Consider the following 25,644-nt stretch of genomic DNA (forward strand, 5'->3'; position numbering starts at 1 on the left):
TGAAATAGGGGATACAAGAAAACAAAACACGAGTGTTTGAGAAAACAACATATTAATCCTTCCACGCTATTTGTCGGATAACACCTATTTCCCTTATTTCGTATTGTATTGAAAGTATATGACCAATTTTATTCCCATTTTTCCTTTAGGTGTAGTCGTTTTTCCGGGAGAACAATTGAATCTGCACATTTTTGAACCTCGATATAAACAACTGATACAGGATTGTTTTAGTGAAAATCGTTCTTTTGGTATTCCGATCGTACTCAAGAACAATGTATCAGAAATGGGTACACTGGTTACGATCACTGAGATCGTTCAGGTGCATGAAGATGGCAAGATGGACATCCGTACGCGTGGTGAAAAAGTATTCCGGATGCTTGAGCTCGTGAAAACCATTCCCGATAAGCTTTATAGTGGTGCTATTGTTCATTATCCTACAAATGACGAAAGACAAAACAGTAAGTTAACTGCTCAGGTGATCTCAGGTATCCGAGAATTACACAAGTTGATCCAGGTGACCAAGGATTTCAAAAAAACGGATGATGAATTGTGCAGTTATGACCTGGCACATCATGCCGGACTTTCACTCGAAGAAGAATATGAATTATTGAGTTTATTACATGAGTCGCAGCGGTTGGAATACCTGAAACAACATTTATCAAAAGTATTGCCAGTTATTGCCGGTATGGAATCATTAAAAGAGCGTATACAACTCAATGGTCATTTTAGAGAACTGAAAGGCTTTAACTTTGACCTATAAACCGATCTATGTATACCAGTTTATGTTTCGACTTTGGCAATACCCGTCTTAAGTGTGCTGTATTTGAAGGCAAAGAACTCAAAGAAGTACTTGTTCTGGAGAGTGATGATATTGACATCGTAGATGCTGTGCTGGATCAGTATCAACCGAAAAAAGCCATCCTTTCTTCTGTGATCAAGCATAATCCGGTCATAGAAAAGCTTTTAACTGAAAAAACGCGCTTTCATAAACTCGGCCATACCAGTAAACTTCCTTTTACTACGCCGGTAGGCAAGCCTGAAACGATTGGAGCCGACAGGTTAGCCATCTGCGCCGCGGCGGTGGACCTGTTTCCAAATCAACACAATCTCGCCATTGGCTTAGGTACATGCATTACTTACAATTATATCAATAAAGCGCATGAATTTCTGGGTGGAAGTATTTCTCCGGGCATGACCATGCGTTTCAGGGCGATGCATGAACAAACTGCTTTATTGCCCATGGTAGAACCGGATCATCACTTCCCTTTGATCGGTTTTGACACCAAAACCAACCTCCAAAGTGGTGTAATCATGGGAATGGCCAAGGAAATAGATGGAATTATTGATGCTTATGCATTGAAATTCAACAACTTTAACGTGCTATTAACCGGGGGAGATATGGCTTTTTTTGTCCCACATCTAAAAAACAGGATATTTGCCGACCCTTATCTAATTTTTAAAGGCCTGTATGCGATTTGTGAGCACAACATTATTGAGATCTAGTTTAACCCTTCTGATCACCGGATTTACCCTGCTTCAAACAAGCGCTCAGGAGAATTCACCTTTCACACGTTATGGATTGGGTGAAAGTTTCAACAGCTTACATGCGATCAATCGGGCCATGGGCGGACTAAGTGCCGCTTATTCTGATGGTATCAATAATAACGTTGGTCAGGCGGTGAATTTTATGAATCCGGCCACCTATTCTAATTATTTCATGGTGTCCTATGATCTTGGATTAACGATCGATACCAGAAATCTAAGAAGTGAAAATCCATCCGGTAAATTCAGATCTAATTATTTCTACCCTTCATACATAGCTGTAGGTATGCCTTTGAAAAGAACCAAAGGTTTGGGTATGGCGTTTGGTATCAGACCTGTAACTCGTATCAACTATTCTGTTGTGAACAGAGAAAGAGTGGCCGGTGATAGTTTAGCTACTATCTATGAAGGATCCGGAGGTTTGAATCAGGCTTTTGTAGGGCTCGGTAAAAAATGGAAAAACTTTAGCGTGGGTTTCAATACCGGATTTAATTTCGGAAGAAGGGAAATATCCACTAAAAAGATTTTCTTAAGTGATACTGCTTTCTTTTTCCAATCGAATTCTTCTACCATTACAACTTTCAATAAAGTTTTTCTGAATACGGGTTTTCAATATGAATTCCTGTTGAAAAAGCAGATCGATCAGAAATCGGGTGTTACAAATAATTATTTCCTAAGATTAGGGGGTACGTACAGCTTGAATCAAAATATGTCGGCCTCACAGGATCAGAAGAGAGAAACGTATACAGAAACCCAAGCGGGTGATATTACCATTGATACCGTATCTGTTGTGAATGATATCAAAGGTACCGTTGTATTACCTTCTACTTATGCAGCGGGAATTACCATCCACAAAACATCAAGCAATAATCGCGGTACTTTTGAAATGTGGTCTGTTGGTGCTGAATACACAACAACACAGTGGAGCAGGTATCGTTTTTATAACCAGCCTGATCGTTTAGTGAATAGCTGGCAGCTGAAGATCGGTGCTCAGTTGGCTCCCGATCCTTTGAATGGCAGAAACTATTGGAGCAATGTAAACTATCGCGTGGGTGCTTTCATTGGTAAGGATTACATCGATCCGGATGGCAATGGTCTTAAAACAACCGGTTTCTCATTGGGAGCAGGATTCCCGATCAAGAAGTGGAATAATTATGATCGTCAGTTTACGATTCTGAATACTGCTTTACAATTTGGGAAGCGTGGTTCAGGCGTGAACAATATTACTGAGAGTTATGCCCAGTTTACTTTGGGTATCAGCTTAACGGATATTTGGTTCCAGAAACGCAGGTATGATTAATCATCAGCAACATATTAAACATCTACTCACAGCCTGCTTGTTGGGCTGTGTTTTTTTATTGGCCTGTGAAAATGATGTAAATGATGTGAAAGCATTAGGTAAAAAAATTCCAGCGGTTGAGGAAGGAAAGAATATCGAAAGTTTTTTGAGTCAGAACGGAAGAATTGGTGCGAAATTAACTGCTCCGGTATTGCTTCGCTACCAAGGTGATAGTGCCAGAAAAACAGAATTCCCTAATTCATTGTTTGTTGAATTTTACGATGATAGTATGAAGGTGGAAAGCAAGCTATCCGCCAAATACGGGCGTTATTTACAAAATGAAAGCAAAGTATACCTGAGAGATCAGGTCGTGATTTACAATATAAAAGGAGATACATTGTATTGCGATGAATTGTATTGGGATCAAAATCTCGCACAGTTTTTTACTGCAACACCGGTTACACTGATACAGAGCTATCCTTACAAACAAAAAGGGAGATATGCGAATGGGTTTCGCTCCAATCAAGATCTTACAGATATCACCTTCTTCAATATTCAACCCGGCAGTTTTGCCATTGTTCCTGACAGCACTTTCAATCAATAAAAAGTTGATTTTTATTTGACGTAGAGGCAACGTTTTACTCTTTGTGTACATCATTAGTTGCGTTCATCATCAATCGATGAAGCAATATTTAATTTTGACATTTTGATGTAAATATTCGCCTATGAAACTTCATCCAGTATCCTTTTTATTAGCTTGTATTTTTCTTTTTGCATGCAGGTCTTACAGACCCGTTACTTATGTCGTTTTCAACAATGAAAGCAAAGAAAAAATAGATTTTAGTATTGTAGCGAATGACAGATCACATAATAAAGTACTAACGTCTATTAAGCATCAGGCCAAACCTGGATTACAGGAAATCCCTGTTACACAGTTTAAAAGAGGGGAGTATGCACTTCAGATCAATACACATAATGGACAACAATCCAAAGTATTACCCATTCGATTAGACAGTGACCGATGGCTGATGGTGACATATATCAATGATGATTCCCTGACCATACAGAAAAAGTATGGTTTTGTGGATACGGGTATATTGAAAAAAATCGGAGGAAAATATACCGGTATTGATATGTACATCGAGAACAGACGCCCCCCTAACTTATAAGGTAGTTGGATCATTTGTTTCTTGAGCCGCAGATTCCGGATTCTTTATCAAAGAACTTGGATCTGCGGCTCAATCTTTTAACCCCATCAATCAAAATAATTAAATAAATTCATACCTCGATTGCTTATCCAACCAACAACTGATTTATGAAAAAAAATTCCAAAAAGAAACAACAAGAAGTTGTTTCACAGGATGATTCCAGAAGAAAGTTTCTGAAAAACGGTCTTACGGCTTTAGCCGGCTTTTACATTGTTCCGCGCAATGTATTGGGCCGCGGTTTTGTAGCACCGAGTGATAAACTGCAAATTGCCGGTATTGGTGCAGGTGGTAAAGGTGAAAGTGATATCTATAGTTTCTTCATGAGCGGAAAAGCAGACATTGCTTTTCTCTGTGATGTAGACAGCAGACAAACAGCGAAAAGCCGTGAACGTTATCCAAAAGCCAAAGTGTATGAAGACTACCGTGAGATGCTGGATAAGGAACATAAAAATATTGATGCCGTTTCTGTATCCACACCTGATCATATGCATGCCGTACAAGCAATGGCTGCTATGCAATTAGGGAAACACGTGTATGTTCAAAAACCTTTGACTCACGATATTTATGAGGCAAGAATGCTTACACAAGCAGCGCATCGTTATAAAGTAGTGACGCAGATGGGAAATCAGGGGGCATCAGGCGATGGCGTGAGACAACTGGTAGACTGGTACAATGCCGGATTAATCGGTGATGTACATACGGTTTATTGTTACACTGACAGACCTGTATGGCCGCAAGGCATTCAATGGTCTAAGAATACATTGCCTGTTCCTAAAGAATTGAATTGGGATCTATGGTTGGGAACAGCGCCTTATAAAGACTATGTAGACAATCTTGTTCCATTCAACTGGCGCGGCTGGTGGGATTATGGTACCGGTGCTTTAGGTGATATGGCTTGTCATATTATGGCGCCAGCTTTTGCTGTATTAGGACTTGGTTATCCTGAATCTGCAGAATGTAGTGTTGCCAAACGTTATGAAAGAAACTGGAATGCGGTATATGCTCCTGAGTGCGGACCTATCGCTTCACATATCATCTTAAAATTCAAAGGACAGAATGGTAAGCCTGATCTTACCATGCATTGGATGGATGGTGGTATTCAACCAGAACGTCCTGCAGAATTAGGTCCGAATGAAATGATGGGTGATGGCGGTAACGGAACCATCTTTATAGGTACCAAAGGAAAGATGATGTGTGGTACTTATGGTGCGATTCCTAATCTGTTGCCTACTAGTTTGACCAAGACCACACAAGTTCCTCAAACCATTGCCAGGGTTCCGAATGGAGACAATGGGCACTATGCTGCATGGGTAGAAGCAGCTATTGCAGGATATGGTTCTGCTGCTGCTAAAAATCTCAGCTCGAACTTCGATGTTGCCGGACCACTCACTGAAAGTGTTCTCATGGGTAACCTGGCGATCCGCAGTTATGATCTTCAAAAGAAAATGGAAAATGGACGTATTACATATCCGGGTCGTAATATCAGACTTGTATGGGATGGTCCGAACATGAAGATCACCAACTTCGATGAAGCCAATCAGTTTGTGAAGAGACAGTACAGAGAGGGCTGGAGTTTAGGAGTGTAGGAACTGAGAAATAAAGAATAAAAAATAAGGAATGAGAAAGTGGTAGAGTCTTTACTTTCTCATTCCTTATTTTTTATTCTTTATTTCTTATTTCTCAGATTTCAAACTTACTCATGTACCCTGCGTTCGCTTTCGCACTATCCATTGGATTGGTACCGGTAAAAGCTTCTTGTTCTACAATGAATGTTTTCATTCCATATTTTGATCCTTCACTTAAGATCGATTTGAAATCAATGGTTCCTTTACCGATCTGGCAAGATTCATTTCCTTTGGCGGTCTTGGTGAGGTCTTTTACATGACACAAACGGAAACGATTCGGATATTTTTTGAACCATGCTTTTGGATCTTCTCCCGCAGCTACTACCCAATAAATATCCATTTCAAAGTCTACCAGATCCTTGTCCGTTCCTTCCATCATAACCACTTGTGGAACTTGTCCATCCAGTACTTTAAAAGAATAATCATGGTTATGATAAGCGAACCGAATGCCATTTTTCTTAGCGATCTCACCACATTTATTGAACTCATCATTGAACTTTTTGAAATCATCGATCGATTTCTGTGGACCTTTCCAAGGACAAATGAGATAAGACATTCCGATCTCAGCAGCTTCAGCCGCTTTTCGCTCAAAGTCTACGGTATTGTTACAATGTGAGGAAACGATCTTCATACCCAAATCATCCATGTACTTTTTGAATTCAGTATGTTTCATTCCCCAGAAGAAACCTTTGGGTCCTTCAAAACTTTCGATCTGTTTGTATCCATAAGAAGAAAGTTTAGCAAGGGTATCTTTTGCATCAGCAAACATGGCTTCTTTTACGGTCCATAATTGAATGCCAAAAGAGCCAATAGGTTTATAAGGAGCAAGTGAACTTAATAAAGAGGATGATTTGCCTGCAAATGGCAATGAAGCCGCAAGTGCTGCAAAACCTGTATTCCGAAGAAATTCTCTGCGATTGGTTGACATGGTGATAAGTTTAAGGTGATGGAAAAACAAAAATCAAAAGTCAAAAGCTAGAAATTGTATGATTCAATCCTTTTCACTTTTGACTTTTGATTTTTAACTTTTACATAATTAAGTCGCCCAGGCTTTATCCCCTTTATTATAAGGGATACAGCCTTCATACTTTCCAGGCACCGCTACATAACGCAATGCCTTGGTAGCGCCTACTTCTGAAGTGAAGAAGCCTAGTAGTGTCAGTTCTTTCATCATTCTGAAATAATGATTAGGGTCTTCTTCTTTTTTATTCTTCTGGTATTCTTTGGCTTCTTTATCAAGCTCAACCAATAATTCATGACGTTGTTCCGGTGTACTTTCGATGAATGATTTACCATTCTTTTTCTGACTGGCTTCATCGAGTTTTTTGATACCTTCTTTAAAGATCGTTTGATCCTTGGTTTCATAACAATCTGCTACATATACAGACATGAACTCTCCCACTTTGGCTTCTTTAGCTCCGGGAGTACTGGTAGCAGGTAAGATCGTTTCTCCAACTTCATTGAGGAAACTGATATCGTCTGGGGAAAAGCTGATACCACTTTCGCTTCCGCTGGATTTACAACCCATCAGGAAAGCGCTGGAACCGATGATGGTTCCACCAAGCAGCAATGCTACGCTGGAAAGGGCTTCTCTTCTATTCATGGTAAATATTTTTTGTGAGAAGTCAGCAGTGAGTAGTGAGTAAATAATCATTTTTATGACTACTCACTACTCACTACTCACTGTTATAAATTTTGTTTCTTTAATTCAGACACTGCATAATCTGCAGCTCTTGCTGTGAATGCCATATAGGTCAATGATGGGTTTACACAAGCTGATGAAGTCATGAATGCGCCATCTGTTACAAATACGTTTGGTGCATCCCAAACCTGATTGTATTTATTCAATACAGATGTTTTAGGATCATGTCCCATACGAGCTGTTCCCATTTCATGGATACCGCGACCGAGTACACCATTGCCTTCGTAACCTCTTACATCTTTTACGCCGGCATTGGTCAACATTTCTACGGCATCAGCTTCCATATCTTTTCTCATTTTGAGCTCATTTTCTTTCAACTCACAATCAAAAGAGAGTACTGGAAGTCCCCACTTGTCTTTTACATTTTTATCGAGTGTGATCTTATTGCTATGATCAGGCAATACTTCACCAAAGCCCATCATACCAAATGACCAGCCACCCGGCTCAGTCAATGCATCTTTATATGCAGCACCGATGGTGAGCTCAGCTACATCTCTTCCCCAGCCTGCACGAGAAGCGCTTCCCTGATAACCAAAGCCACGCAGGTAATCACGCTTATCACCAAATAGATTCTGATAACGCGGAACATAAATTCCATTGGCACGGCGACCGAAATAGTATTTGTCTTCATAACCCTCTATTCGTCCACCTGCACCTACGCCTAAATGATGGTCCATTACATTATGACCTAACTCACCGCTGCTACTGCCTAAACCATCAGGCCATACATCGGTTGCAGAATTCATGAGTATCCATGCAGAGTTCAAAGCAGAGGCATTCAGGAAAATGATCTTTGCATTATAGGTATAGGTCTTATTCGTTTCTGCATCCAGCACTTCAACACCGGTTGCACGTTTTTTGTCTTTATCATATAAGACCTTGGTAACAATAGACCATGGACGCAATGTCAGATTACCTGTTTTCATTGCTGCAGGCAAAGTTGATGATTGCGTGCTGAAGTAGGCTCCGAATGGGCAACCCAGCCAACATTTATTTCTATACTGGCAACTGGTACGACCTTCATGTTCTTTGGTAAGGTTAGCCGTACGACCAATGATCATGGTACGCTGATTCTTATAATATTCTTTCAGTCGCTTTGCCAGGTCTTTTTCTACGCAGTTCAATTCCATGGGAGGCAGGAATTGTCCATCAGGCAACTGAGGCAGGTTTTCTTTGCTTCCGCTGATACCCGCAAACAGTTCTACATAATCATACCATTTTTCAATCTCTTTATAACGCACAGGCCAATCTACAGCAATACCATCTTTGGCATTGGCTTCAAAATCAAAATCACTCCAGCGATAACTTTGACGGCCCCACATCAGTGAACGACCACCTACATGGTATCCACGGAACCAGTCGAAACGTTTTACTTCGGTGTACGGGCTTTCCTTTTCATTCACCCAATAGTCAAGATTGGTTTCATTCAAAGGATAGTCGCGTTTCAACACAGGATAATCATTGATCATCTGCTGTGTTCTTCTTCCACGATGGGGATAGTCCCATGCTTCTTTGTTGGCGTTCACGTAATCTTTGATGTGCTCAATGTTACGTCCACGTTCGAGCATCAGTACTTTGAGCCCCTTTTCAGTAAGCTCTTTGGCAGCCCAGCCACCACTAATACCTGAGCCCACTACAATTGCGTCATAATTTTGATCGGCCATGGTCTTTTGTTTATGAAGGTTTGTTGTTTGTTTTCATTGATGGTCCATGGTCCATAGCCCATGGAAAAAATGCTGCACCATGGACTATGGACCATGGACTATATCCCAAATCAAACATCACACAACTCCACCGCTTTCCTCAGTGATCCTATTTTATCATTTCCGGTTGGGATGAATTCCTGTGCTACATATTGTTTAAACCCTGTCTCTACAATAGCTTTCATGATGGCAGGATAATACAATTCTTGCGTCTCATCGATTTCATGTCTGCCCGGAACACCTGCAGTATGATAATGTCCGAAATACTGGTGATCTCTTTTGATCGTACGAATGATATCTCCCTCATTGATCTGCATATGATAGATATCATACAGTAACTTAAAATTAGGAGAGCCCAAACGTTTACACAATTCAACACCCCATGCAGAACTATCGCACATATAATCTTTGTGATCTACTTTACTATTGAATAGCTCCATCTGTATCACCACGCCTTTCTTCTCAGCGAGGGACATGATCTTTTTCAATCCTTCGACACAGTTTTTCAATCCGATCTCATCATCCATCCCATTTCTGTTACCACTGAAACAGATCAAATTTGTATAACCCGCTTTGGCTACCAGGTCAATATGTTCTGTATAATTTTTTATCAATACCTCATGGTATTGCGGATCATTCCATCCTTTTACGAGTCCGATCTCCGCACCATTACACATGGTAGAGATGAGGTTATGTTTTTTGAGTGTATCCCAATCTTTAGGTCCAACCAAATCAATACCCACTAAGCCCATTTCTTTCACGATCACACATAGCTGATCAAGTGGAATATCATTGTAGCACCAGCGACAAACAGAATGATTGATATTGCCTTTGAGTGCCATAGGGGAAGATTTTTTTTCAGATTCCAATGCAAAAGAAGGCACAGATGTAGCAAGTAATGCAGATCCGGCAAGCAATTGTTTGATCGTTTTTCTTCTGTTCTGATCTGTTCCCATGATGTTCTTTTCGCGGGTAATAAATATAGGAATTAGTGTTTAAACAATAGCTGTTGAGTGAGAAAAATTGATTGTCGGTGAAAGGCTAATAAATAACGGTATATCCACGGAACTGTGATGGCTTGCATGATCGTTGGCATTGAAGATTGAAAAGTCCACTAAATGTAATTTTTATTTTTAGATGCCCGACCAAAATGTTTAATACATTTGGTATCACCCTCTGTATAAAACGAACAACTGTTCACTTTTATCTTTTCGTTTTGCTCAGCAAAATTTCGTCCGCTTCCTTTTTTTTAATAACCTTACACTCCTAAAATATTTCAGCGCTTAATAACCGAAACCAAAAATTAATTGACATGAACCGTAAACTCAGGATGGGTATGGTGGGTGGTGGTAAAGATGCCTTTATTGGTGCCATTCACCGCCTTGCCGCTAACATGGATGGACTGATCGAACTTTGCTGTGGAGCACTCAGCATCAATCCCGAGATCGCGAAAGACTCTGGTCGCTCCTTGTTTTTACCGGAAGATCGTATCTATCTGACCTATGATGAGATGATCACCAAGGAAAGTCAACTGCCTGCAGACAAACGCATGGACTTCGTTACCATCGTTACCCCCAACTTTGCCCACTTTGCTCCTGCAATGATGGCATTGGATCATGGTTTTCATGTTGTGATCGAAAAGCCAATTGCTTTTACACTTGATGAGGCAAGACAATTACATCAAAAAGTACAGGAAACAGGATTGATCCTTTGTTTGACACATACTTATTCAGGATATCCAATGGTAAAACAAGCAAGAGCTATGGTTACCGGAGGTGCATTGGGCAAGATCAGAAAAGTATGGGTGGAATATCCGCAGGGCTGGTTGAGTAAGTTATCAGAAAGAGAAGGCAATGCCCAAGCCGCCTGGAGAACAGATCCCAAGAAATCAGGTAAAGCAGGTGCCATGGGTGATATTGGTACACATGCTGCTCATCTGGCAGAATATGTCACCGGCGCACAGATCACCCATCTCTGCGCAGATCTCAATGCCATGGTAGAAGGAAGAATACTGGATGATGATGGCAATGTTCTATTACGCATGAGCAATGGTGCTCGTGGTGTACTGATGGCATCACAAGTTGCTGCAGGTGAGGAAAATGCTTTAAAGATCCGCATCTATGGAGAAAAAGGCGGAATCGAGTGGGCTCAACATGAACCCAATACCCTAATCGTAAAATGGCTTGACCAACCAACACAGATTTTAAGAGCTGGTGGTAATTATGGCGATAGACTCAGCTCTTTTGCTACTGCTAATTGCAGAACACCTGGCGGACATCCGGAAGGATACCTGGAAGCCTTTGCGAATATCTACCGCAACTTTGCACAAACATTATCAGCAAGGATCGATGGTACTACCCCCACTGCAGAAATGTTGGATTTCCCCAACACACAAGATGGACTAAGAGGTATGGCTTTCATCGATAATGTTGTAGCATCAGCTGCTTCATCGGAAAAATGGACGGAATACCAGATTTAGTGAATAGGGAGTAGTGAGTAAAAATACAAACACTCACTACTGACTACTCCCTACTAACTACTCACTCTTTTCACTTTTGACTTAAACATCATGACAACAATCAAAGGACCCGGTATTTTTTTGGCGCAGTTTATGGGAGATCAGGCGCCATTTAATTCTTTGGAGAGTATCTGTAAATGGGCAGCATCATTGGGTTTTACAGGTGTGCAGATCCCTTCCTGGGATGCACGATGTATCGATCTGCAAAAAGCTGCCGAGAGTAAAACTTATGCTGATGAGATCAAAGGCATTGTACAGTCTGCCGGATTAGAGATCACAGAATTATCTACCCATCTGCAAGGACAATTAGTTGCTGTACATCCTGCATATGATGTATTGTTTGATGGATTTGCACCGGAAACTGTTCGAGGTAATGCAAAAGCCAGAACAGAATGGGCGGTTCAGCAATTAAAATATGCTGCCAAAGCATCTGCCAATCTCGGATTAAATGCACATGCTACTTTCAGCGGAGCATTGCTATGGCATACAGTCTATCCTTGGCCGCAGCGTCCGGCCGGACTGGTAGAAACAGGCTTCACCGAATTGGCAAAAAGATGGAAACCGATTTTAGATGTATTCGATGAAAATGGCGTGGATCTTTGTTATGAGATTCATCCCGGTGAGGATTTACACGATGGCATTAGCTATGAAATGTTCCTCGAAAAAGTAAACAATCATCCGCGCGCTTGTTTACTCTATGATCCTTCGCATTTTGTTTTACAGTGTCTAGATTATCTCAGTTATATCGATCATTACCATGAACGTATCCGTATGTTTCATGTAAAAGATGCGGAGTTCAATCCGAGTGGAAAACAAGGTGTTTATGGTGGTTATCAGAATTGGATCGACCGTGCGGGAAGATTCCGTTCACTGGGTGATGGACAAGTAGATTTCAGTTCCATCTTCAGCAAATTGGCGGCCTATGATTACAAAGGCTGGGCTGTGATGGAATGGGAATGTGCCATCAAACATCCGGAAACAGGAGCTGCGGAAGGAGCCCCCTTCATAAAAAAACACATCATCAAAGTAACCGACAAAGCCTTCGACGATTTTGCCGGTACCGGATCAGATGAAAACTTTAACCGGAGAATTCTGGGAATCAATGAATAACTTAGCTTAATCGTCCATGGACCATGGTCCATGGACGACTCACACTCATCACCAAAACAAATAAACCGTGAAAAAGTATTTAGTATCCCTTTCAATGTTAGCTATTCTGGCTGCATGTGGAGGCAATGAAGAGAAAAAAGAAACTACGACTGCTGCTACCACTACTACCGCAGCAACAGATGACTTGAGTAGCAATCCTGATTATGTAAAAGGATTGGAACTGATCGGAAAATCTGATTGTTTGACCTGCCATAAAGTTGGCGATAAACTGATCGGTCCTTCTTACAAAGAAGTGGCTGAGAAGTATGAGAATACAGAAGAGAATATCACCATGCTGGCAGGAAAGATCATCAAAGGTGGACAAGGCGTATGGGGATCTGTTCCTATGACTGCTCACCCAACCATTAGCGAAGAGGATGCAAAAGCAATGGTGAAATACATTATGCTCTTAAAGAAATAAGTATGATACAAACCTGGATCAGTGCAGCATTGTTAAGCACTATGTTGTTTTTTAGCACGCCTTCCAATCATGATACTACCATGAACAGTGTTCAACAAAAGGGAGAATGGATATCCCTTTTTGATGGAAAATCTACCAAAGGTTGGAAGACCTATGGTAAAGAATCTGTTGGACAAGCATGGAAAGTAGTGGATGGTACATTGCATTTAGATGCATCTGATAAAACAGACTGGCAATCGAAAGGCGGTGGTGACATTGTGCATGAAATGGAACTGGAAAATTTTCACCTGAAATTGGATTGGAAGATCGCCAAGAACGGTAATAGTGGTGTTATTTTCTGGGTACAGAATGATCCATCCAAATACAAATATGTTTGGTATACCGGACCTGAAATGCAGGTGCTAGATAATGATGGACATCCGGATGGAAAGATCCAAAAACATCGTGCAGGTAACTTATATGACCTGATCGCGACCACAGAAGGGGTTATCAAACCGGTAGGAGAATGGAATACTGCTGAGATCATTTGCAACAGAGGCAAACTGGAGTTCAAATTGAATGGCAGTTCCATTTTATCAACTACCTATGGTGATGAGCAGTGGAATAATCTGATCGCAAACAGCAAATTCAGATCCATGCCTGCCTTCGGTAAAACTTTCAAAGGACATATTGCTTTACAAGATCATGGAGACAATGTTTGGTTTAAGAACATTGTGGTGAAAAAGCTTTGAGTATAAGCTGCAAGCTTCCACCTGTAAGGATTTTAAAAACATCTGCTTTAATTAGAGCGGATGTTTTTTTATATTAGCTAATGACCAGACAAGACCCACGTATTGATGTCTATATCGCAAAAGCTGCACCTTTTGCACAGCCCATTTTACAACACATTCGAAAGTTGGTACACAAGGCCTGTCCGGATATTACTGAAACCATGAAATGGAGCTTCCCTCATTTTGAATACAAAGGTGTGGTATGTAGTATGGCAGCCTTCAAACAACATTGTGCTTTTGGTTTCTGGAAAGCATCCATCATGAAAGATCCGAATAAGATCATGCAGCTCAAAGACCGAGGGGCGATGGGACATTTTGATCGAATAACAAGCATTAAAGATCTGCCTGCTGATAAGATCATGCTCGCATATATCAAAGAAGCCGTTCAACTGAATGAAAACGGTGTTAAGTTGCCTGCCAAGACCAAAACAGTACAAAAAGAGATCACTGTTCCATCAGATGTGACCGCTGCATTGAAAAAAAATGCAAAAGCCAGAAAAATATTTGAAGCCTTCTCACCATCGCACAAAAAAGAATACATCGAATGGATCACAGAAGCCAAAACAGAACCCACCCGCATCAAACGCCTCAATACCATGATGGAATGGTTGGAAGAAGGAAAAGATAGAAACTGGAAGTACAAGTGAAATGGCGGATGGCAGATGGTAGATGCAAAATATGTTTCACGATATATAGTACTTTTACGCCAAACTAGTCCATGGACCATGGTCTATGGTCTATGGACTATTCAACTCCCTCTATGATCCCAGAATCCCACGAATACTTCATGCAACAAGCGCTGAAAGAAGCGCAATTGGCTTTTGATACCGATGAAGTACCCGTGGGCGCTGTAGTGGTAATGAATAATAAGATTATTGCGCGTGGGCATAATCAGGTAGAATTATTGAATGATTCAACCGCACATGCAGAAATATTGGCATTAACCTCTGCATACAGTAGTATAGGCAGTAAATATCTTCCCGATGCTACACTCTATGTAACCCTAGAACCCTGTTTGATGTGCTGCGGTGCTCTATATTGGGGTAAGATCGGACGTATTGTATATGGGGCTAGTGATGAAAAAAATGGGTTCCATAAACACCTCATCGCCAATCACTCCCCCTTTCATCCCAAAACAGAAGTCATTAGTGGTATATTGAAAGATGAATGCGCCTGGCTGATGAAGAATTTCTTTCAGCAGAAGCGATGAAAAGCTGCACGCGGCAAGCGACATACCACAAGTCAGGCTTAAATCCACTATTTGTAGCTTGAAGCTAAAACCAACTTTCGATTTAAGAAACAAATCATCTCCATTCCCCCTAACAGCAGTAAATTTGTTATCCCTATTTAATCATTTAAAAAATCATAGTTATGGCATTTACTTTAGCAGCATTACCGTATGCACATGAGGCGTTGGAGCCACATATTGATACTACTACCATGCAAATCCACCATGGTAAACATCACCAGGCTTATGTCGACAACCTGAATAAAGCTATTGCAGGAACAGAGCATGAAGGAAAAACATTGGAGCAATTGGTTGCTGCAGCTGGATCTATTAGTCCCGCAGTACGCAACAATGGCGGCGGACACTGGAACCATACTTTTTTCTGGGAAAGTTTAGCACCCAATGCAGGTGGAGCACCAAGTGGAGCACTGGCCGATGCCATCAATGCTGCATTCGGCTCTTTTGATGCTTTTAAAGAAAAATTCGCCAACGCAGGTATGACCCGTTTTGGTAGCGGATGGGCTTGGTTGATTGTAAAAGATGGCAAACTGGAAGTAAGCTCTACTCCTAATCAGGATAATCCATTGATGGATGTTGCAGAAGTAAAAGGAACGCCGATCTTAGGTGCCGATGTTTGGGAACATGCTTATTACCTCAAATATCAAAATCGCCGTGCTGATTATCTCGCCGCTTTCTGGAACGTAGTGAACTGGAATAAAGTAGCTGAGCGTTTTGCAGCTGCCAAATAATAATAGAAGCTGCAAGCAACAAGCTTCAGGCTATAAGAAAGGAATAGAAATATTCGTTGTAGCTTGAGGCTTACGGCTTGTAGCCTTTTTATACCAAAACATAACTCATGAAATCAATCCTCTCCATCCTCATTGCTGTCTTATTCTTTACTGCTTGCGCTTCTGATCAGAAAAGAGTGGTAGTATTTAGTAAAGGAACAGCCGAGATCAATACAGAAAACAAAACCATCAAAGCCACAGATGGAGCCGGACATGAAGATAAAACGGTTGACTTTGTAGGAAAGAATGTAGAACTTACTTTAAATACTCCTGCGGGAGATGCTAAAGTTACCTTGACAGAGAATGGTTACTATATCGTGAATGTAAAGAGCGATACCATCATCGGAAGTCAGGTCAACTATACTAATCCTCAACTGGCCAATCAGGTGATCACACAGGAAGCGCTGCGATTTAAGATCGATTCTTTGGAAAACCTGGTAGCCAATAAAAATGTTGGTAAAGCCAATCGCAATTTTTTCATCCTTCCTAATTCGGCAGTACATATCACCGATAACTTTGACGCCATTATCATCGGACCATTTCATAAAATGCGTTCTGCCGAAGGCAAAGACGGTAAAGCTCCCGAAGTATACCGCTTCTACAGCATCAAAGAGATCCGCGAAACCATTGCCAAATTACAAGGCATGACAGGAGAGGAGAAAACAGAAGAATAAGAAACAGAGAAATAAGAAATCAGAAAGTGAGAAAACATATACTTTCTTATTCCTGATTTCTTATTTCTCTGTTTCTTATTTCCTATTTTCTATTCCGACACCGGATCATACCCATGTCCTCCTCCCGGTCTGCATTTACTGATTCTTTTGACTGATAGCCATCCGCCTTTGATCAACCCATGCATTTTTAATGCCTCTACTGCATATTGGGAACAAGTAGGAGTAAACCTGCATTTAGGGCCTATATTCGGAGAGATCACATACTGATAGAACCTGATCAACAGAATAAAAGGGTAGCTGAGTAGTTGAAGGAGAAGCTTCATGATGTGAATGGGCAATTGTGAATAGTGAGTAGGTTGTTTAATTAGTTACTTTTTTGATCAGCTTTTCTATTCCTTCTTTTACTTTTTCTCTGATCAATGTATAATCCGGCAATTCTTTATCGAGGTAGAGAAAGAATACAGCAAAACTCTTTGATTGTGATGCAACTGCTTGCAGTAAAGGTTGCTTTTCCAGACGATATGCTTCTCTCAATAATCTTTTGATACGGTTTCTGTCTACTGCCTTTTTGAAATGTCTTGAACTCACACCCACACCGGCACTCACCGGAAATGAAGCATCATTGATTTCTTTCTCAATAAAAAACACTTTGATCGGAAACACAGAAAAACTCTTGCCGGTACTAAATACAGCTTTTAATTCCGTTCTGCTCTTGAGCTTTTCTTTCTTATGATAACCGTTTGCCTTCATTTGTTGGGTACTAAACTAAAAAAGTCCCGCCGTAAAGCGGGACTTTATATTTCATCCTTTATTCCGATAGATCGGAACAAGATTTATTTTAATCCTTTTTCGCTTGAAACCGTCAGCTTCTTGCGTCCTTTCGCTCTGCGGCTTGCCAATACTTTACGGCCGTTAGCAGTTTGCATACGCTTGCGGAATCCGTGAACAGATTTACGGCGGCGCTTATGCGGTTGAAATGTACGTTTCATAATTACGTTTTTTTAACTAACCCTATAATTTTGTTTCATTTCATTACGGCAGTCACCATACTGCTGTCTGTGAAAGGACGGCAAAAGTAAGGAAAAGCGGTCAGAAATCGACAAAATTTCGCTTTATAAATTTTAAAGCATTGATTTTCAGTGATAAAAAAGTGCAGTTATAAAAGTTCAAGATGTTTGGACTCTAATTTTTCTCCAAAAAATAGACTGGCATGATTATTAAAATCCTGCACGGAATCGGTGGTATAAAAAGTACGGCTACCATTTTTGGAACAGCGTTGTTCCATTTCCGGGTGCCGCTCGAGATAGGCTTTCAAACTGGTTGCCACAATATTTCCCTGAGATAAAATGGTGGTACCTGCAGGAGCAAATGCCCGGATCTTATCCATTAGCAATGGATAATGCGTACAGGCCAACAATAGTGTATCGATATCCGGTGCTTGTTCAAACAAACGATTCAAGTGTTGTCGGATAAAATAATCCGCACCCGGTTTATCATATTCATGATTCTCTACCAATGGAACCCACATAGGACAGGCTTCCTGATATACTTTCAAGGATGGGAAGAATTTAGCGATCTCAATGGGATAACTTTCACTTACCACCGTTCCTGTGGTTCCTAAAATACCTACAGATCCGGATCGGCTGTATTCACCGATGACTTCTGTAGTAGGTCTGATCACACCCAATACTCTTTTATGAGGATCGATCTTTGCCAGGTCCTTTTGTTGAATGGTACGCAAAGCTTTTGCAGATGCCGTATTGCATGCCAGTACCACCAATTCACAACCCTGCTCAAAAAACCATTGCACGCATTGCAAAGTGTATTGGTACACGGTATCAAAAGAGCGTGGACCGTATGGCGCGCGTGCATTGTCTCCCATATAGAGATAATCATATGCTGGCAAGGTCTTGACCATTTCTTTGAGAATGGTAAGTCCACCATAACCACTATCAAAAACACCAATTGGTTGCTTTGCAGAAGACATGTTACGAAGTTAATACCTATCAGCTCATCAAAGGAATAAGAAATGAGCATAAAAAATCCCGTTCATTGTAACATGAACGGGATCGAATATCATTCAAAGAATGGAATTAATTTTTCTTAGGAGCCGGTGTTGCTGGCTTTGCTCCGGTATTTGCAGGAACTGTTCCACCTGCGGCTTTCCAAGCATCCATGATCTCTTTGCTCAGTGGCAGATTGAGTTTCATGGCAACTCGAATGGTAAGGTTGTCCAGGATACTTGGCTGTACGTAAGGAGACAATGATTCTGATTTCAATACCCAGGTATATTTCTGTTCTGCAACGATCTGTTGTAAAGCAGTGAACATTTGTTGTCTGTATGGAGCCAATAAACGTTCCATTTTATCTTGTTGCATTTCCTGAGAATACTGTTGCCAGTTTGCGATCTTGTAATACAATCTATTCAAATCACTCAGGGCCATTTCTCTTGCTTTAGCAGGCATGGTAGCAGAATCTTTTTTGAAGATGCTGTCTCTGCGCTGATAATCCTGAACGGAATATGCATATTCAACATTTAAAGAATCTCTGAGATAAGTATTCATAACAGAGTCCATGGTTTGTTCTAAACCGGGGAACAGGCTCAGTAAACTTTGTTCATCGAAGTGACCGATCTTAACCTGAGACTGGGCATTGTTGGAGAACAGTAAGCTAGCCACCGTCACACACACAAGTAATAATTGCTTCATTGTAGAGAGGATTTTGAGATATTTGTTTTGTTTTAGGAGTTTTATTTGATCCCCAGTTCTTTCAGGATATCATCGCTTTTATCCAGTTTGGGGTCGGCAAATATAACGGTAATTCCTTCACTTTTATCGAGTACGAAATCATAAGAACGGGCAAGCGCCATTTTCTGAACAGCTGAATAAACCCTGTCCTGTACCGGTTTGATCAGTCGCTGACGTTCCTTAAACAGATCGCCCTCGTACCCGAAACGCTTTTTCTGCAGGTCACGGATCTCTTTTTCACGTACAAACAGCTCATCTTCCCGTTTTTTCCTTAGATCTTCAGACAGCATGAACTGCTCTGCCTCATAGTTCTTGTACATTTTATCCAAGGCAGTCTGCTTATCATCGATCTCTTTCTGCCATTGTTCTCCGATCTCCTGTAATTTTTTATCTGCGTTTTTATACTCTGGTATTTTCTCGAGGATGTATTTGGTATCAATGATCGCATAACGCTGCTGCGATTGTGCCATAAAGGATGTAGCAACCAATAGAAAGGCGAAGAGTAAGGTTTTTTTCATAAACTATTAATTTTTTGTTCAGGTTTCTATTCCGGTTCGAATCCTAGCATAAAGGTAAACCTTGCTGCATCTTTCAACGGACCGTTTGGTGAGAACCTATCCAATCCTATGCCATAATCAAATCCAAGCAAACCGAACATGGGTAAGAAGAAGCGCATACCCAATCCGACAGACCTTCTGAGCTTGAATGGGTTATAATCTTTCATGTTAAACCAACCATTGGCTGCCTCATAGAATGCAAGCCCATAAATGGTGCTGCTCGGATTTAAGCTCAATGGATAACGCAGCTCCATGGTGTATTTGTTAAATATTGTAAAATATTGTCTGGCTGTCTGCTGATCAGGGTTCACTTTAGGATTTGAGTTATCATAAACAGGATATCCTCTGTGTGCAATGATATCATAACCCAACAGTGCAAACTGGTTACTCAAGCCCGCATCACCCACCTGAAAACGTTCAAATGGAGAAATCTGAAGGTCTTTATTGAATCTTCCCAGAAAACCGAATTTTGCAGATGCACGAAGAACAAACTGCTTATTTCTCTCTTCACCATGCGGTCTTCCCAATGGCACAAACCATTCACCATTGAAGCGCCATTTATGATACTCTACCCAACGATACGGGTTGACCTTGCTCGTGATATTCGGATTGATCAATGAATAAGGTGGTGTTACCGCCAAACTCAACATGAAGTTGGATCCTGAACGCGGAAACAAAGGCTGATCTACCGATGATCGCTGTAAAGCAATACGGAAGTTAAAGTTGTGTACGTTACCATTGTTGAAACCAGGCAAATTGATCGGATCAATTGCATAGTCGCTTAGTTTATAACGCGTAAAGTTCAAACCGATCGACAGCGAGAAGAAGTCATCCGGCCATTTCAATTGCTTGGCTAAACTGATGGTTGCACCAGTGGTTGAGATAAAACTTCTATCTGCAAAATTTGGATCAAAAAGTCCGGTATTAGGATTGAACGTTTGTCCGAATCGGGTATTGTAAATGCTAAAGGTCAATGCATTTCTTTTCTTTCCACCCAGCCAAGGCTCAGTGAATGAGAAGTTATAAGAACGGAAGGCCTTACCATTACTCTGTACACGTAAACTGAGTTTTTGTCCATCCCCCATTGGCAATGGATCCCAAGCAGATTTCTTCCAGATATTTCGGATAGAGAAGTTATTGAAAGACACCCCAAGTGTACCTGTTAAACCGATCACTCCACCCCAACCTGCACTCAATTCAAGCTGATCGCTCGATTTTTCTTCAACGCTGTAATTGATATCTACTGTACCATCTTCAGGATTAGGGATCGGATTGATACCAATTTTCTCCTGGTTAAAATAATTCAATTGTGCGATCTCACGCTGTGAACGGATCAGGTCCGATCTGCTGAATTTCTCTCCCGGAATGGTTCTCAACTCACGGCGAATCACGTGTTCTTTGGTACGGTCATTTCCACTGATGCGGATATTCTTAATGGTCGCTTGCGGACCTTCAATGATCCTGATCTCAAAATCAATGGTATCATTATATACAGCCGTTTCAACAGGTTCTGTACGGAAGAAAAGATAACCATCATCCTGATACAATCCACTGATATCACCTCCATCGGGTGAAGCAGATTTACCTAATTTTTTGTTGAGTACATCGAGATTGTAAATATCGCCTTTGCGAATACCGATGATCGCTGAAAGAATAGAATCGGAATATTTGGTGTTACCTCTCCAGGTAATGTTTCCGAAATAATATTTACGACCTTCATTCATTTTGATATCAATGTTGAGATGACCGGCTTTGTTGTAATAAACCGTGTCTTTCTCAATCACTGCATCTCTATGACCCAGTGAGTTGTAATAATCCAATAAACTCTGTTTGTCTTCTTCAAATTTGATGATATTGAATTTTGCAGAAGACAATTTGAAACGTGCATAAGGGTCCAATACTTTTTTGGTCTTACTTAATGTCAGGAACCCTTTTTCCTTAAGGTATTGTTCAAAATCATATCGTTTTACCGTTACGATCTGACCGCTATCAAATGATGGATTTAATGTCAGTCTTGATTTTTCCTTCGTGCCCTTTAATTGTTTTTTCAACTTAGTGGCATCAACAGTATTGCCTCCAAAGTTGATATTGTTGATTCGAACTTTAGGTCCTTTATTGACCACGAAATCGAGGATCAGTGTATTATCAAAGGTGGAATCCGGTCTTTCATCAATGCGCACTTTTGCATTCTGGTAGCCTTTCTCACTGTAGAATTTCTTGATCGCTTCAATCGCAGAGATCTTCATGTTTTCAGTGATCACACGATTACGAACGAGACCGGTCTTACCGGTAAGATCTTCTGACTCACCTTTCCGAACACCTTTAAAAAAGAAGTTAGATAAACGCGGACGCTCTGTAACAGCGATTTCGATTTCAATTTCTTTATCCACCAGTTTGGTGATATAGATCTCTACATCACTAAAATATTTTTGATCCCACAATTTCATGATGGCTTTAGAGAAGGCATCCCCACCCGGGATGGTCACTTCATCGCCAATATTCATATTGGAAATCGAGATGAGTAGATTCTCATCAAAGAATTTATTACCGGTAACTCTGATAGCTGATATTTTGTATTTTCTGGGAGTACGCTGGTTGAAAATATTGATCAGATCCGCATCTACGGAAGTAATTACCGTATCCTTACTAGTAGTTTCTTGCGCATAGGTTCCTACGCTTACCAGTGATGATACTAAAGCCAAGACTAAAAATTTGTACACTTTCTGCATCCGGATTCTGTTTGTTCTTCAACTGGCTGGACTTGAAACAGCAGTCTTTTCAATGGTTTTGGGTTATATAAACGGGGCAAATTAACGGGAATTATTAAAAGTCTTTGTTAAATCAACCACCTTTATGTAGGCTATTATGACAGCTTTGTTTAGGCCAATTGTTTTTCTTCCTGAATTTGTTGACCGGTTTTACCGAAACGTCTTTCTCTGGATTGAAAATCAATAAGGGCTTCATATAAATGCTCTTTGCGGAAATCAGGCCAGCGGGTATTGGTAAAATACAATTCCGCATAGGCCAACTGGTATAATAAAAAGTTACTGATACGATATTCTCCACTGGTACGGATCATCAATTCCGGATCAGGGAACTCACTGGTTGCCAGGTATTGCTGAATCGTATCCTGATTAATGTTTTCTGGATCGATTTTTCCGGCTTTAACATCCAATCCGATTTGTTTCACGGCATTTGTCAACTCCCATCGGCTACTGTAACTGAGTGCCAGTATGAGATTGAGGCCGGTATTCGTACTCGTCATTTCCAGTGCTTCATTCAATTCATTTCGAGCGAAATCAGGCAGCATACTCAAATCCCCGATCACATGCAAACGAATATTGTTCTTGTTGAGCGTTGGTACTTCCTTCCTGATCGAATCCACTAATAAAGCGATCAACCCCTCTACTTCTTTTACCGGTCTGTCCCAGTTTTCGGTACTGAATGCATATAAGGTTAAATAGCTGATACCCAATTCAGCAGTGCCCTCAACAATACTCCTAACACTCTCCACACCATGAAAATGGCCATAAAGTCTGTCCTGCCCCTTTTCTTTGGCCCAACGACCATTGCCATCCATGATCACGGCAATATGTTTGGGCAGACGCTCTTTATTGATTTGTGTAATTAAGGTTTCCTGCATGGTCGTCCCTACGGTATTAAGGCTGCGAAATTAACAAAATCAATGGGTTGCAGGGATTTAATTCCCATAAAAATCAGGAATAAACAGCCATTAAGCCGATGGTTGACCATCAAACTACTTGGTAGGGGGACATTTATACGACTGTAAACTGAAAGAAACACCGACTTTGAAGCTTGCAAAAGCATCTTTTTGTGGACTATTTCCTCTCTGACGCCCCTTGATTCCGATAGAAGTACCTGTTTCATAGCTTCTGTCTTGTAAAAGGAAGGCCGGAGAAGGTGATCCATCAGGTAGGGGTGGAAAGGCATCCGGAGCATATTGTCCGCTGACATCATCCAAATAATCGGTATTGGTAAAGCGGTAGGTCAATTCGCCAAATACATTCATCCTTTCATTCAAAGCATATTTAAACCCTAATGTAAAAGGTATGCTGATGGCAATTGGGTTATAAGGTTGCAAATTTGGATACAGTGAGCTACCCTGACCTTCGGTACCTAAAGGACGAAGCATATATTTTTCTCCGTTCAGAAAAGCATAAGGATCATGTGAAAAAACGCCCAAGCCGATACCTACATAGGGAGTGTAGTGATATCCTTTAAATCCTGGCTGGAAACGGAAAAAGTTAAAATCTCCTGACACCGAAAGTTCCCATACATTACTATTGAAACTCAGGTTACGCCGGCGTTGCGCAGCATTATCACTGTAAATATCTGAATAGCCCAACATGGCATATTCTGCCGAAAGTCTGACACCGATATAATTACTGATCTGTTTACGAAAGAAAAGACCCGCAGCCATTTTTGGTCTATTGACCTTGATATTCGGATTTAGATCACCGAAATAATGTGCGGCCCCTACAGATACACCTACTTCTCCCTGATGAACAAAACTTTCCATCAATTGAGCATGTGTCTGTTGAAGACCCAATACCAGTAACACCGATACGATTGCTTTTTTGAACATAGCGTTTGCGTCTTTACCCTTTGTAAAATAGCACCAAATTTTGTTACGATAAAAGTTAATTTAACGGTATTTCACATAGAACTATCACTACAAGACCATACTACCGATAAGGAAACCGTATTATGATTAGATAAGTAGTTACACAAAAATGATGCCTGCGCTTAGTTTTACCTTGGAATTTATAGAATGTGCTAGTTTCTCTTATCCAATCCCCAGGTCAGCTTGGTTCTAAGGGTTGATAGAAAACTATTCTCATTCAAGCGGACAAGATTCACACAAAATTGTTCTTTTCGCACGGCCAGTTGAACAGATTTACTCACGATCTCTCGGCGCGCATCCAATGCGCAAATGAACATATCGGCCCTGCCCTCCACTTCAAAAGAAATGATATTATTATCCGGAACAATGATGGAACGTACGTTCAAATTATGTGGGGCAACCGGTGTGATCACAAAACTGGCTGATTCAGGAAATAAGATCGGTCCATTACAACTCATATTATAACCTGTAGATCCGGTTGGTGTGGCTACGATCAATCCATCTGCCCAATAAGTATTCAGGAATTCACCATTTAGATAAGTGTGTATCTTGATCATCGGTGAAGTATCCCGTTTATGGATTGCAAACTCATTCAATGCAAAGGGAGCATCACCAAACAAAGGTTCATTGGAATCAAGATGCATCAGTGTTCGCTTGTCAACAACAAATGTGCGATTGATAAGCGCTTCTACTGCACTGGTCAGTTCATCCCTACTGATGCTTGCCAAAAATCCTAATCGGCCAAAGTTGATACCCAGTATGGGAATGCCATAATCGCGCACCATGGTTACTGCATCCAACATGGTACCATCACCACCCAAACTGATCAGACAATCGATCTCTTCATTCAGGTCTTGTGAACCATTAAATGGGATCATTTTCTCTGAAAGATGCCCGGGAATATGCATGGTTTCGATCAGTGGACGATAGATATATACCTCAGTTTCATAACGGGCCAATTCATCCAATAATATCAGAATGGGATTACCCATTTCAGAATCAAGCCCTCGGCTATAGATGGCAATTTTCATTGTTATGCTTTGTGTGTTTGGTAGATGGTCTGTTCCATCTCCCGCCAGATACATCCG

General features: G+C 40.9%; 28 protein-coding genes. 14 read left to right on the forward strand and 14 right to left on the reverse strand.

All coding sequences use genetic code 11. The features are described from left to right. Positions 1–118: 118 nt before the first annotated feature. From ABXG83_RS08785 to ABXG83_RS08810, 6 genes are all read left to right on the forward strand, one after another. Entirely contained in the window at positions 119–760 is a 642-nt protein-coding gene (locus ABXG83_RS08785; RefSeq protein ID WP_353548480.1) for an LON peptidase substrate-binding domain-containing protein, read from the forward strand. A gap of 8 nt (positions 761–768) precedes the next feature. Continuing rightward, on the forward strand, positions 769–1,503 hold the full coding sequence (locus ABXG83_RS08790; RefSeq protein ID WP_353548481.1) for a type III pantothenate kinase: 735 nt from the start codon (positions 769–771) through the stop codon (positions 1,501–1,503). Beyond that, positions 1,469–2,842, forward strand: coding sequence for a hypothetical protein (locus ABXG83_RS08795; RefSeq protein WP_353548482.1), 1,374 nt, complete (start codon positions 1,469–1,471; stop codon positions 2,840–2,842). Before ABXG83_RS08790 ends, ABXG83_RS08795 begins: the two co-directional genes overlap by 35 nt. Next, the gene (gene lptC / locus ABXG83_RS08800; protein WP_353548483.1) at positions 2,835–3,425 is read left to right on the forward strand and encodes an LPS export ABC transporter periplasmic protein LptC; all 591 of its coding nucleotides are present in this window, start codon (positions 2,835–2,837) and stop codon (positions 3,423–3,425) included. The genes ABXG83_RS08795 and lptC overlap by 8 nt, the downstream gene beginning before the upstream one ends. Positions 3,426–3,546: 121 nt before the next feature. After that, the gene (locus ABXG83_RS08805; RefSeq protein ID WP_353548484.1) at positions 3,547–3,990 is read left to right on the forward strand and encodes a hypothetical protein; all 444 of its coding nucleotides are present in this window, start codon (positions 3,547–3,549) and stop codon (positions 3,988–3,990) included. A 146-nt stretch (positions 3,991–4,136) separates the two neighbouring features. After that, positions 4,137–5,615 (forward strand): Gfo/Idh/MocA family oxidoreductase, encoded by a 1,479-nt coding sequence (locus ABXG83_RS08810; protein ID WP_353548485.1) that lies wholly within the window; start codon positions 4,137–4,139, stop codon positions 5,613–5,615. A gap of 94 nt (positions 5,616–5,709) precedes the next feature. Here the strand turns inward: ABXG83_RS08810 and ABXG83_RS08815 are convergent, their stop codons facing one another. From ABXG83_RS08815 to ABXG83_RS08830, 4 genes are all read right to left on the reverse strand, one after another. Beyond that, a complete protein-coding gene (locus tag ABXG83_RS08815; protein ID WP_353548486.1) occupies positions 5,710–6,582 on the reverse strand; it encodes a sugar phosphate isomerase/epimerase in 873 nt (290 codons plus the stop codon). Positions 6,583–6,690: 108 nt separating this feature from the next. Further along, positions 6,691–7,257 (reverse strand): gluconate 2-dehydrogenase subunit 3 family protein, encoded by a 567-nt coding sequence (locus ABXG83_RS08820; protein WP_353548487.1) that lies wholly within the window; start codon positions 7,255–7,257, stop codon positions 6,691–6,693. Positions 7,258–7,340: 83 nt separating this feature from the next. Beyond that, positions 7,341–9,020, reverse strand: coding sequence for a GMC family oxidoreductase (locus ABXG83_RS08825; RefSeq protein WP_353548488.1), 1,680 nt, complete (start codon positions 9,018–9,020; stop codon positions 7,341–7,343). Positions 9,021–9,130: 110 nt separating this feature from the next. Continuing rightward, on the reverse strand, positions 9,131–10,015 hold the full coding sequence (locus ABXG83_RS08830) for a TIM barrel protein (protein ID WP_353548489.1): 885 nt from the start codon (positions 10,013–10,015) through the stop codon (positions 9,131–9,133). 356 nt (positions 10,016–10,371) lie between these two features. Here ABXG83_RS08830 and ABXG83_RS08835 point away from each other — a divergent pair, with 356 nt between their 5' ends. From ABXG83_RS08835 to ABXG83_RS08870, 8 genes are all read left to right on the forward strand, one after another. After that, entirely contained in the window at positions 10,372–11,538 is a 1,167-nt protein-coding gene (locus ABXG83_RS08835) for a Gfo/Idh/MocA family oxidoreductase (RefSeq protein ID WP_353548490.1), read from the forward strand. Positions 11,539–11,628: 90 nt separating this feature from the next. Further along, positions 11,629–12,687 (forward strand): sugar phosphate isomerase/epimerase, encoded by a 1,059-nt coding sequence (locus ABXG83_RS08840; protein ID WP_353548491.1) that lies wholly within the window; start codon positions 11,629–11,631, stop codon positions 12,685–12,687. 67 nt (positions 12,688–12,754) lie between these two features. Further along, positions 12,755–13,147: a c-type cytochrome gene (locus ABXG83_RS08845; protein ID WP_353548492.1), complete on the forward strand. Its 393-nt coding sequence runs from the start codon at positions 12,755–12,757 to the stop codon at positions 13,145–13,147. Positions 13,148–13,149: 2 nt separating this feature from the next. After that, complete coding sequence (locus ABXG83_RS08850; protein ID WP_353548493.1) at positions 13,150–13,878, forward strand: DUF1080 domain-containing protein; 729 nt, start codon at positions 13,150–13,152, stop codon at positions 13,876–13,878. Positions 13,879–13,958: 80 nt separating this feature from the next. Next, positions 13,959–14,564, forward strand: a complete 606-nt coding sequence (locus ABXG83_RS08855) for a YdeI/OmpD-associated family protein (RefSeq protein ID WP_353548494.1) — start codon at positions 13,959–13,961, stop codon at positions 14,562–14,564. Between the two features lie 113 nt (positions 14,565–14,677). Next, the gene (tadA, locus tag ABXG83_RS08860; protein ID WP_353548495.1) at positions 14,678–15,127 is read left to right on the forward strand and encodes a tRNA adenosine(34) deaminase TadA; all 450 of its coding nucleotides are present in this window, start codon (positions 14,678–14,680) and stop codon (positions 15,125–15,127) included. Positions 15,128–15,288: 161 nt separating this feature from the next. Beyond that, positions 15,289–15,894: a superoxide dismutase gene (locus ABXG83_RS08865; protein ID WP_353548496.1), complete on the forward strand. Its 606-nt coding sequence runs from the start codon at positions 15,289–15,291 to the stop codon at positions 15,892–15,894. A gap of 107 nt (positions 15,895–16,001) precedes the next feature. Beyond that, positions 16,002–16,607 carry a hypothetical protein gene (locus ABXG83_RS08870; protein WP_353548497.1) on the forward strand — a complete coding sequence of 202 codons (606 nt, stop codon included), beginning with the start codon at positions 16,002–16,004 and terminating at the stop codon, positions 16,605–16,607. 89 nt (positions 16,608–16,696) lie between these two features. On the opposite strand, the gene yidD is transcribed toward ABXG83_RS08870, so the two are convergent. The 10 genes from yidD to ABXG83_RS08920 form a co-directional block, all read right to left on the reverse strand. Continuing rightward, entirely contained in the window at positions 16,697–16,930 is a 234-nt protein-coding gene (gene yidD, locus ABXG83_RS08875) for a membrane protein insertion efficiency factor YidD (protein ID WP_353548498.1), read from the reverse strand. A gap of 37 nt (positions 16,931–16,967) precedes the next feature. Beyond that, positions 16,968–17,357, reverse strand: a complete 390-nt coding sequence (gene rnpA, locus ABXG83_RS08880) for a ribonuclease P protein component (protein WP_353548499.1) — start codon at positions 17,355–17,357, stop codon at positions 16,968–16,970. An 83-nt stretch (positions 17,358–17,440) separates the two neighbouring features. Further along, a complete protein-coding gene (gene rpmH, locus ABXG83_RS08885) occupies positions 17,441–17,596 on the reverse strand; it encodes a 50S ribosomal protein L34 (protein WP_026774417.1) in 156 nt (51 codons plus the stop codon). Between the two features lie 167 nt (positions 17,597–17,763). Continuing rightward, on the reverse strand, positions 17,764–18,594 hold the full coding sequence (gene murI, locus ABXG83_RS08890) for a glutamate racemase (RefSeq protein ID WP_353548500.1): 831 nt from the start codon (positions 18,592–18,594) through the stop codon (positions 17,764–17,766). 106 nt (positions 18,595–18,700) lie between these two features. Then, positions 18,701–19,315, reverse strand: coding sequence for an OmpH family outer membrane protein (locus ABXG83_RS08895; protein ID WP_353548501.1), 615 nt, complete (start codon positions 19,313–19,315; stop codon positions 18,701–18,703). A 41-nt stretch (positions 19,316–19,356) separates the two neighbouring features. Continuing rightward, positions 19,357–19,872: an OmpH family outer membrane protein gene (locus ABXG83_RS08900; protein ID WP_353548502.1), complete on the reverse strand. Its 516-nt coding sequence runs from the start codon at positions 19,870–19,872 to the stop codon at positions 19,357–19,359. A gap of 26 nt (positions 19,873–19,898) precedes the next feature. Beyond that, entirely contained in the window at positions 19,899–22,613 is a 2,715-nt protein-coding gene (locus ABXG83_RS08905; protein WP_353548503.1) for a POTRA domain-containing protein, read from the reverse strand. 176 nt (positions 22,614–22,789) lie between these two features. Next, positions 22,790–23,554 (reverse strand): isoprenyl transferase, encoded by a 765-nt coding sequence (locus ABXG83_RS08910; RefSeq protein WP_353548504.1) that lies wholly within the window; start codon positions 23,552–23,554, stop codon positions 22,790–22,792. A 114-nt stretch (positions 23,555–23,668) separates the two neighbouring features. Continuing rightward, positions 23,669–24,517 (reverse strand): DUF6089 family protein, encoded by an 849-nt coding sequence (locus ABXG83_RS08915; RefSeq protein WP_353548505.1) that lies wholly within the window; start codon positions 24,515–24,517, stop codon positions 23,669–23,671. Positions 24,518–24,708: 191 nt separating this feature from the next. Then, positions 24,709–25,587 carry an NAD kinase gene (locus ABXG83_RS08920; protein ID WP_353548506.1) on the reverse strand — a complete coding sequence of 293 codons (879 nt, stop codon included), beginning with the start codon at positions 25,585–25,587 and terminating at the stop codon, positions 24,709–24,711. Between the last annotated feature and the right edge of the window lie 57 nt (positions 25,588–25,644).

The organism is Sediminibacterium sp. KACHI17, from assembly GCF_040362915.1.
In the GTDB taxonomy this organism is placed as follows: Bacteria; Bacteroidota; Bacteroidia; order Chitinophagales; family Chitinophagaceae; genus Sediminibacterium.

What these genes read in the sequence shown, in the direction of transcription:
- ABXG83_RS08785 (WP_353548480.1), top strand. Translation starts at nt 119, where the DNA reads ATGACCAATTTTATTCCCATTTTTCCTTTAGGTGTAGTCGTTTTTCCG.
- ABXG83_RS08790 (WP_353548481.1), top strand. Translation starts at nt 769, where the DNA reads ATGTATACCAGTTTATGTTTCGACTTTGGCAATACCCGTCTTAAGTGT.
- ABXG83_RS08795 (WP_353548482.1), top strand. Translation starts at nt 1,469, where the DNA reads ATGCGATTTGTGAGCACAACATTATTGAGATCTAGTTTAACCCTTCTG.
- lptC (WP_353548483.1), top strand. Translation starts at nt 2,835, where the DNA reads ATGATTAATCATCAGCAACATATTAAACATCTACTCACAGCCTGCTTG.
- ABXG83_RS08805 (WP_353548484.1), top strand. Translation starts at nt 3,547, where the DNA reads ATGAAACTTCATCCAGTATCCTTTTTATTAGCTTGTATTTTTCTTTTT.
- ABXG83_RS08810 (WP_353548485.1), top strand. Translation starts at nt 4,137, where the DNA reads ATGAAAAAAAATTCCAAAAAGAAACAACAAGAAGTTGTTTCACAGGAT.
- ABXG83_RS08815 (WP_353548486.1), bottom strand. Translation starts at nt 6,582, where the DNA reads ATGTCAACCAATCGCAGAGAATTTCTTCGGAATACAGGTTTTGCAGCA.
- ABXG83_RS08820 (WP_353548487.1), bottom strand. Translation starts at nt 7,257, where the DNA reads ATGAATAGAAGAGAAGCCCTTTCCAGCGTAGCATTGCTGCTTGGTGGA.
- ABXG83_RS08825 (WP_353548488.1), bottom strand. Translation starts at nt 9,020, where the DNA reads ATGGCCGATCAAAATTATGACGCAATTGTAGTGGGCTCAGGTATTAGT.
- ABXG83_RS08830 (WP_353548489.1), bottom strand. Translation starts at nt 10,015, where the DNA reads ATGGGAACAGATCAGAACAGAAGAAAAACGATCAAACAATTGCTTGCC.
- ABXG83_RS08835 (WP_353548490.1), top strand. Translation starts at nt 10,372, where the DNA reads ATGAACCGTAAACTCAGGATGGGTATGGTGGGTGGTGGTAAAGATGCC.
- ABXG83_RS08840 (WP_353548491.1), top strand. Translation starts at nt 11,629, where the DNA reads ATGACAACAATCAAAGGACCCGGTATTTTTTTGGCGCAGTTTATGGGA.
- ABXG83_RS08850 (WP_353548493.1), top strand. Translation starts at nt 13,150, where the DNA reads ATGATACAAACCTGGATCAGTGCAGCATTGTTAAGCACTATGTTGTTT.
- ABXG83_RS08855 (WP_353548494.1), top strand. Translation starts at nt 13,959, where the DNA reads ATGACCAGACAAGACCCACGTATTGATGTCTATATCGCAAAAGCTGCA.
- tadA (WP_353548495.1), top strand. Translation starts at nt 14,678, where the DNA reads ATGATCCCAGAATCCCACGAATACTTCATGCAACAAGCGCTGAAAGAA.
- ABXG83_RS08865 (WP_353548496.1), top strand. Translation starts at nt 15,289, where the DNA reads ATGGCATTTACTTTAGCAGCATTACCGTATGCACATGAGGCGTTGGAG.
- ABXG83_RS08870 (WP_353548497.1), top strand. Translation starts at nt 16,002, where the DNA reads ATGAAATCAATCCTCTCCATCCTCATTGCTGTCTTATTCTTTACTGCT.
- yidD (WP_353548498.1), bottom strand. Translation starts at nt 16,930, where the DNA reads ATGAAGCTTCTCCTTCAACTACTCAGCTACCCTTTTATTCTGTTGATC.
- rnpA (WP_353548499.1), bottom strand. Translation starts at nt 17,357, where the DNA reads ATGAAGGCAAACGGTTATCATAAGAAAGAAAAGCTCAAGAGCAGAACG.
- rpmH (WP_026774417.1), bottom strand. Translation starts at nt 17,596, where the DNA reads ATGAAACGTACATTTCAACCGCATAAGCGCCGCCGTAAATCTGTTCAC.
- murI (WP_353548500.1), bottom strand. Translation starts at nt 18,594, where the DNA reads ATGTCTTCTGCAAAGCAACCAATTGGTGTTTTTGATAGTGGTTATGGT.
- ABXG83_RS08895 (WP_353548501.1), bottom strand. Translation starts at nt 19,315, where the DNA reads ATGAAGCAATTATTACTTGTGTGTGTGACGGTGGCTAGCTTACTGTTC.
- ABXG83_RS08900 (WP_353548502.1), bottom strand. Translation starts at nt 19,872, where the DNA reads ATGAAAAAAACCTTACTCTTCGCCTTTCTATTGGTTGCTACATCCTTT.
- ABXG83_RS08910 (WP_353548504.1), bottom strand. Translation starts at nt 23,554, where the DNA reads ATGCAGGAAACCTTAATTACACAAATCAATAAAGAGCGTCTGCCCAAA.
- ABXG83_RS08915 (WP_353548505.1), bottom strand. Translation starts at nt 24,517, where the DNA reads ATGTTCAAAAAAGCAATCGTATCGGTGTTACTGGTATTGGGTCTTCAA.
- ABXG83_RS08920 (WP_353548506.1), bottom strand. Translation starts at nt 25,587, where the DNA reads ATGAAAATTGCCATCTATAGCCGAGGGCTTGATTCTGAAATGGGTAAT.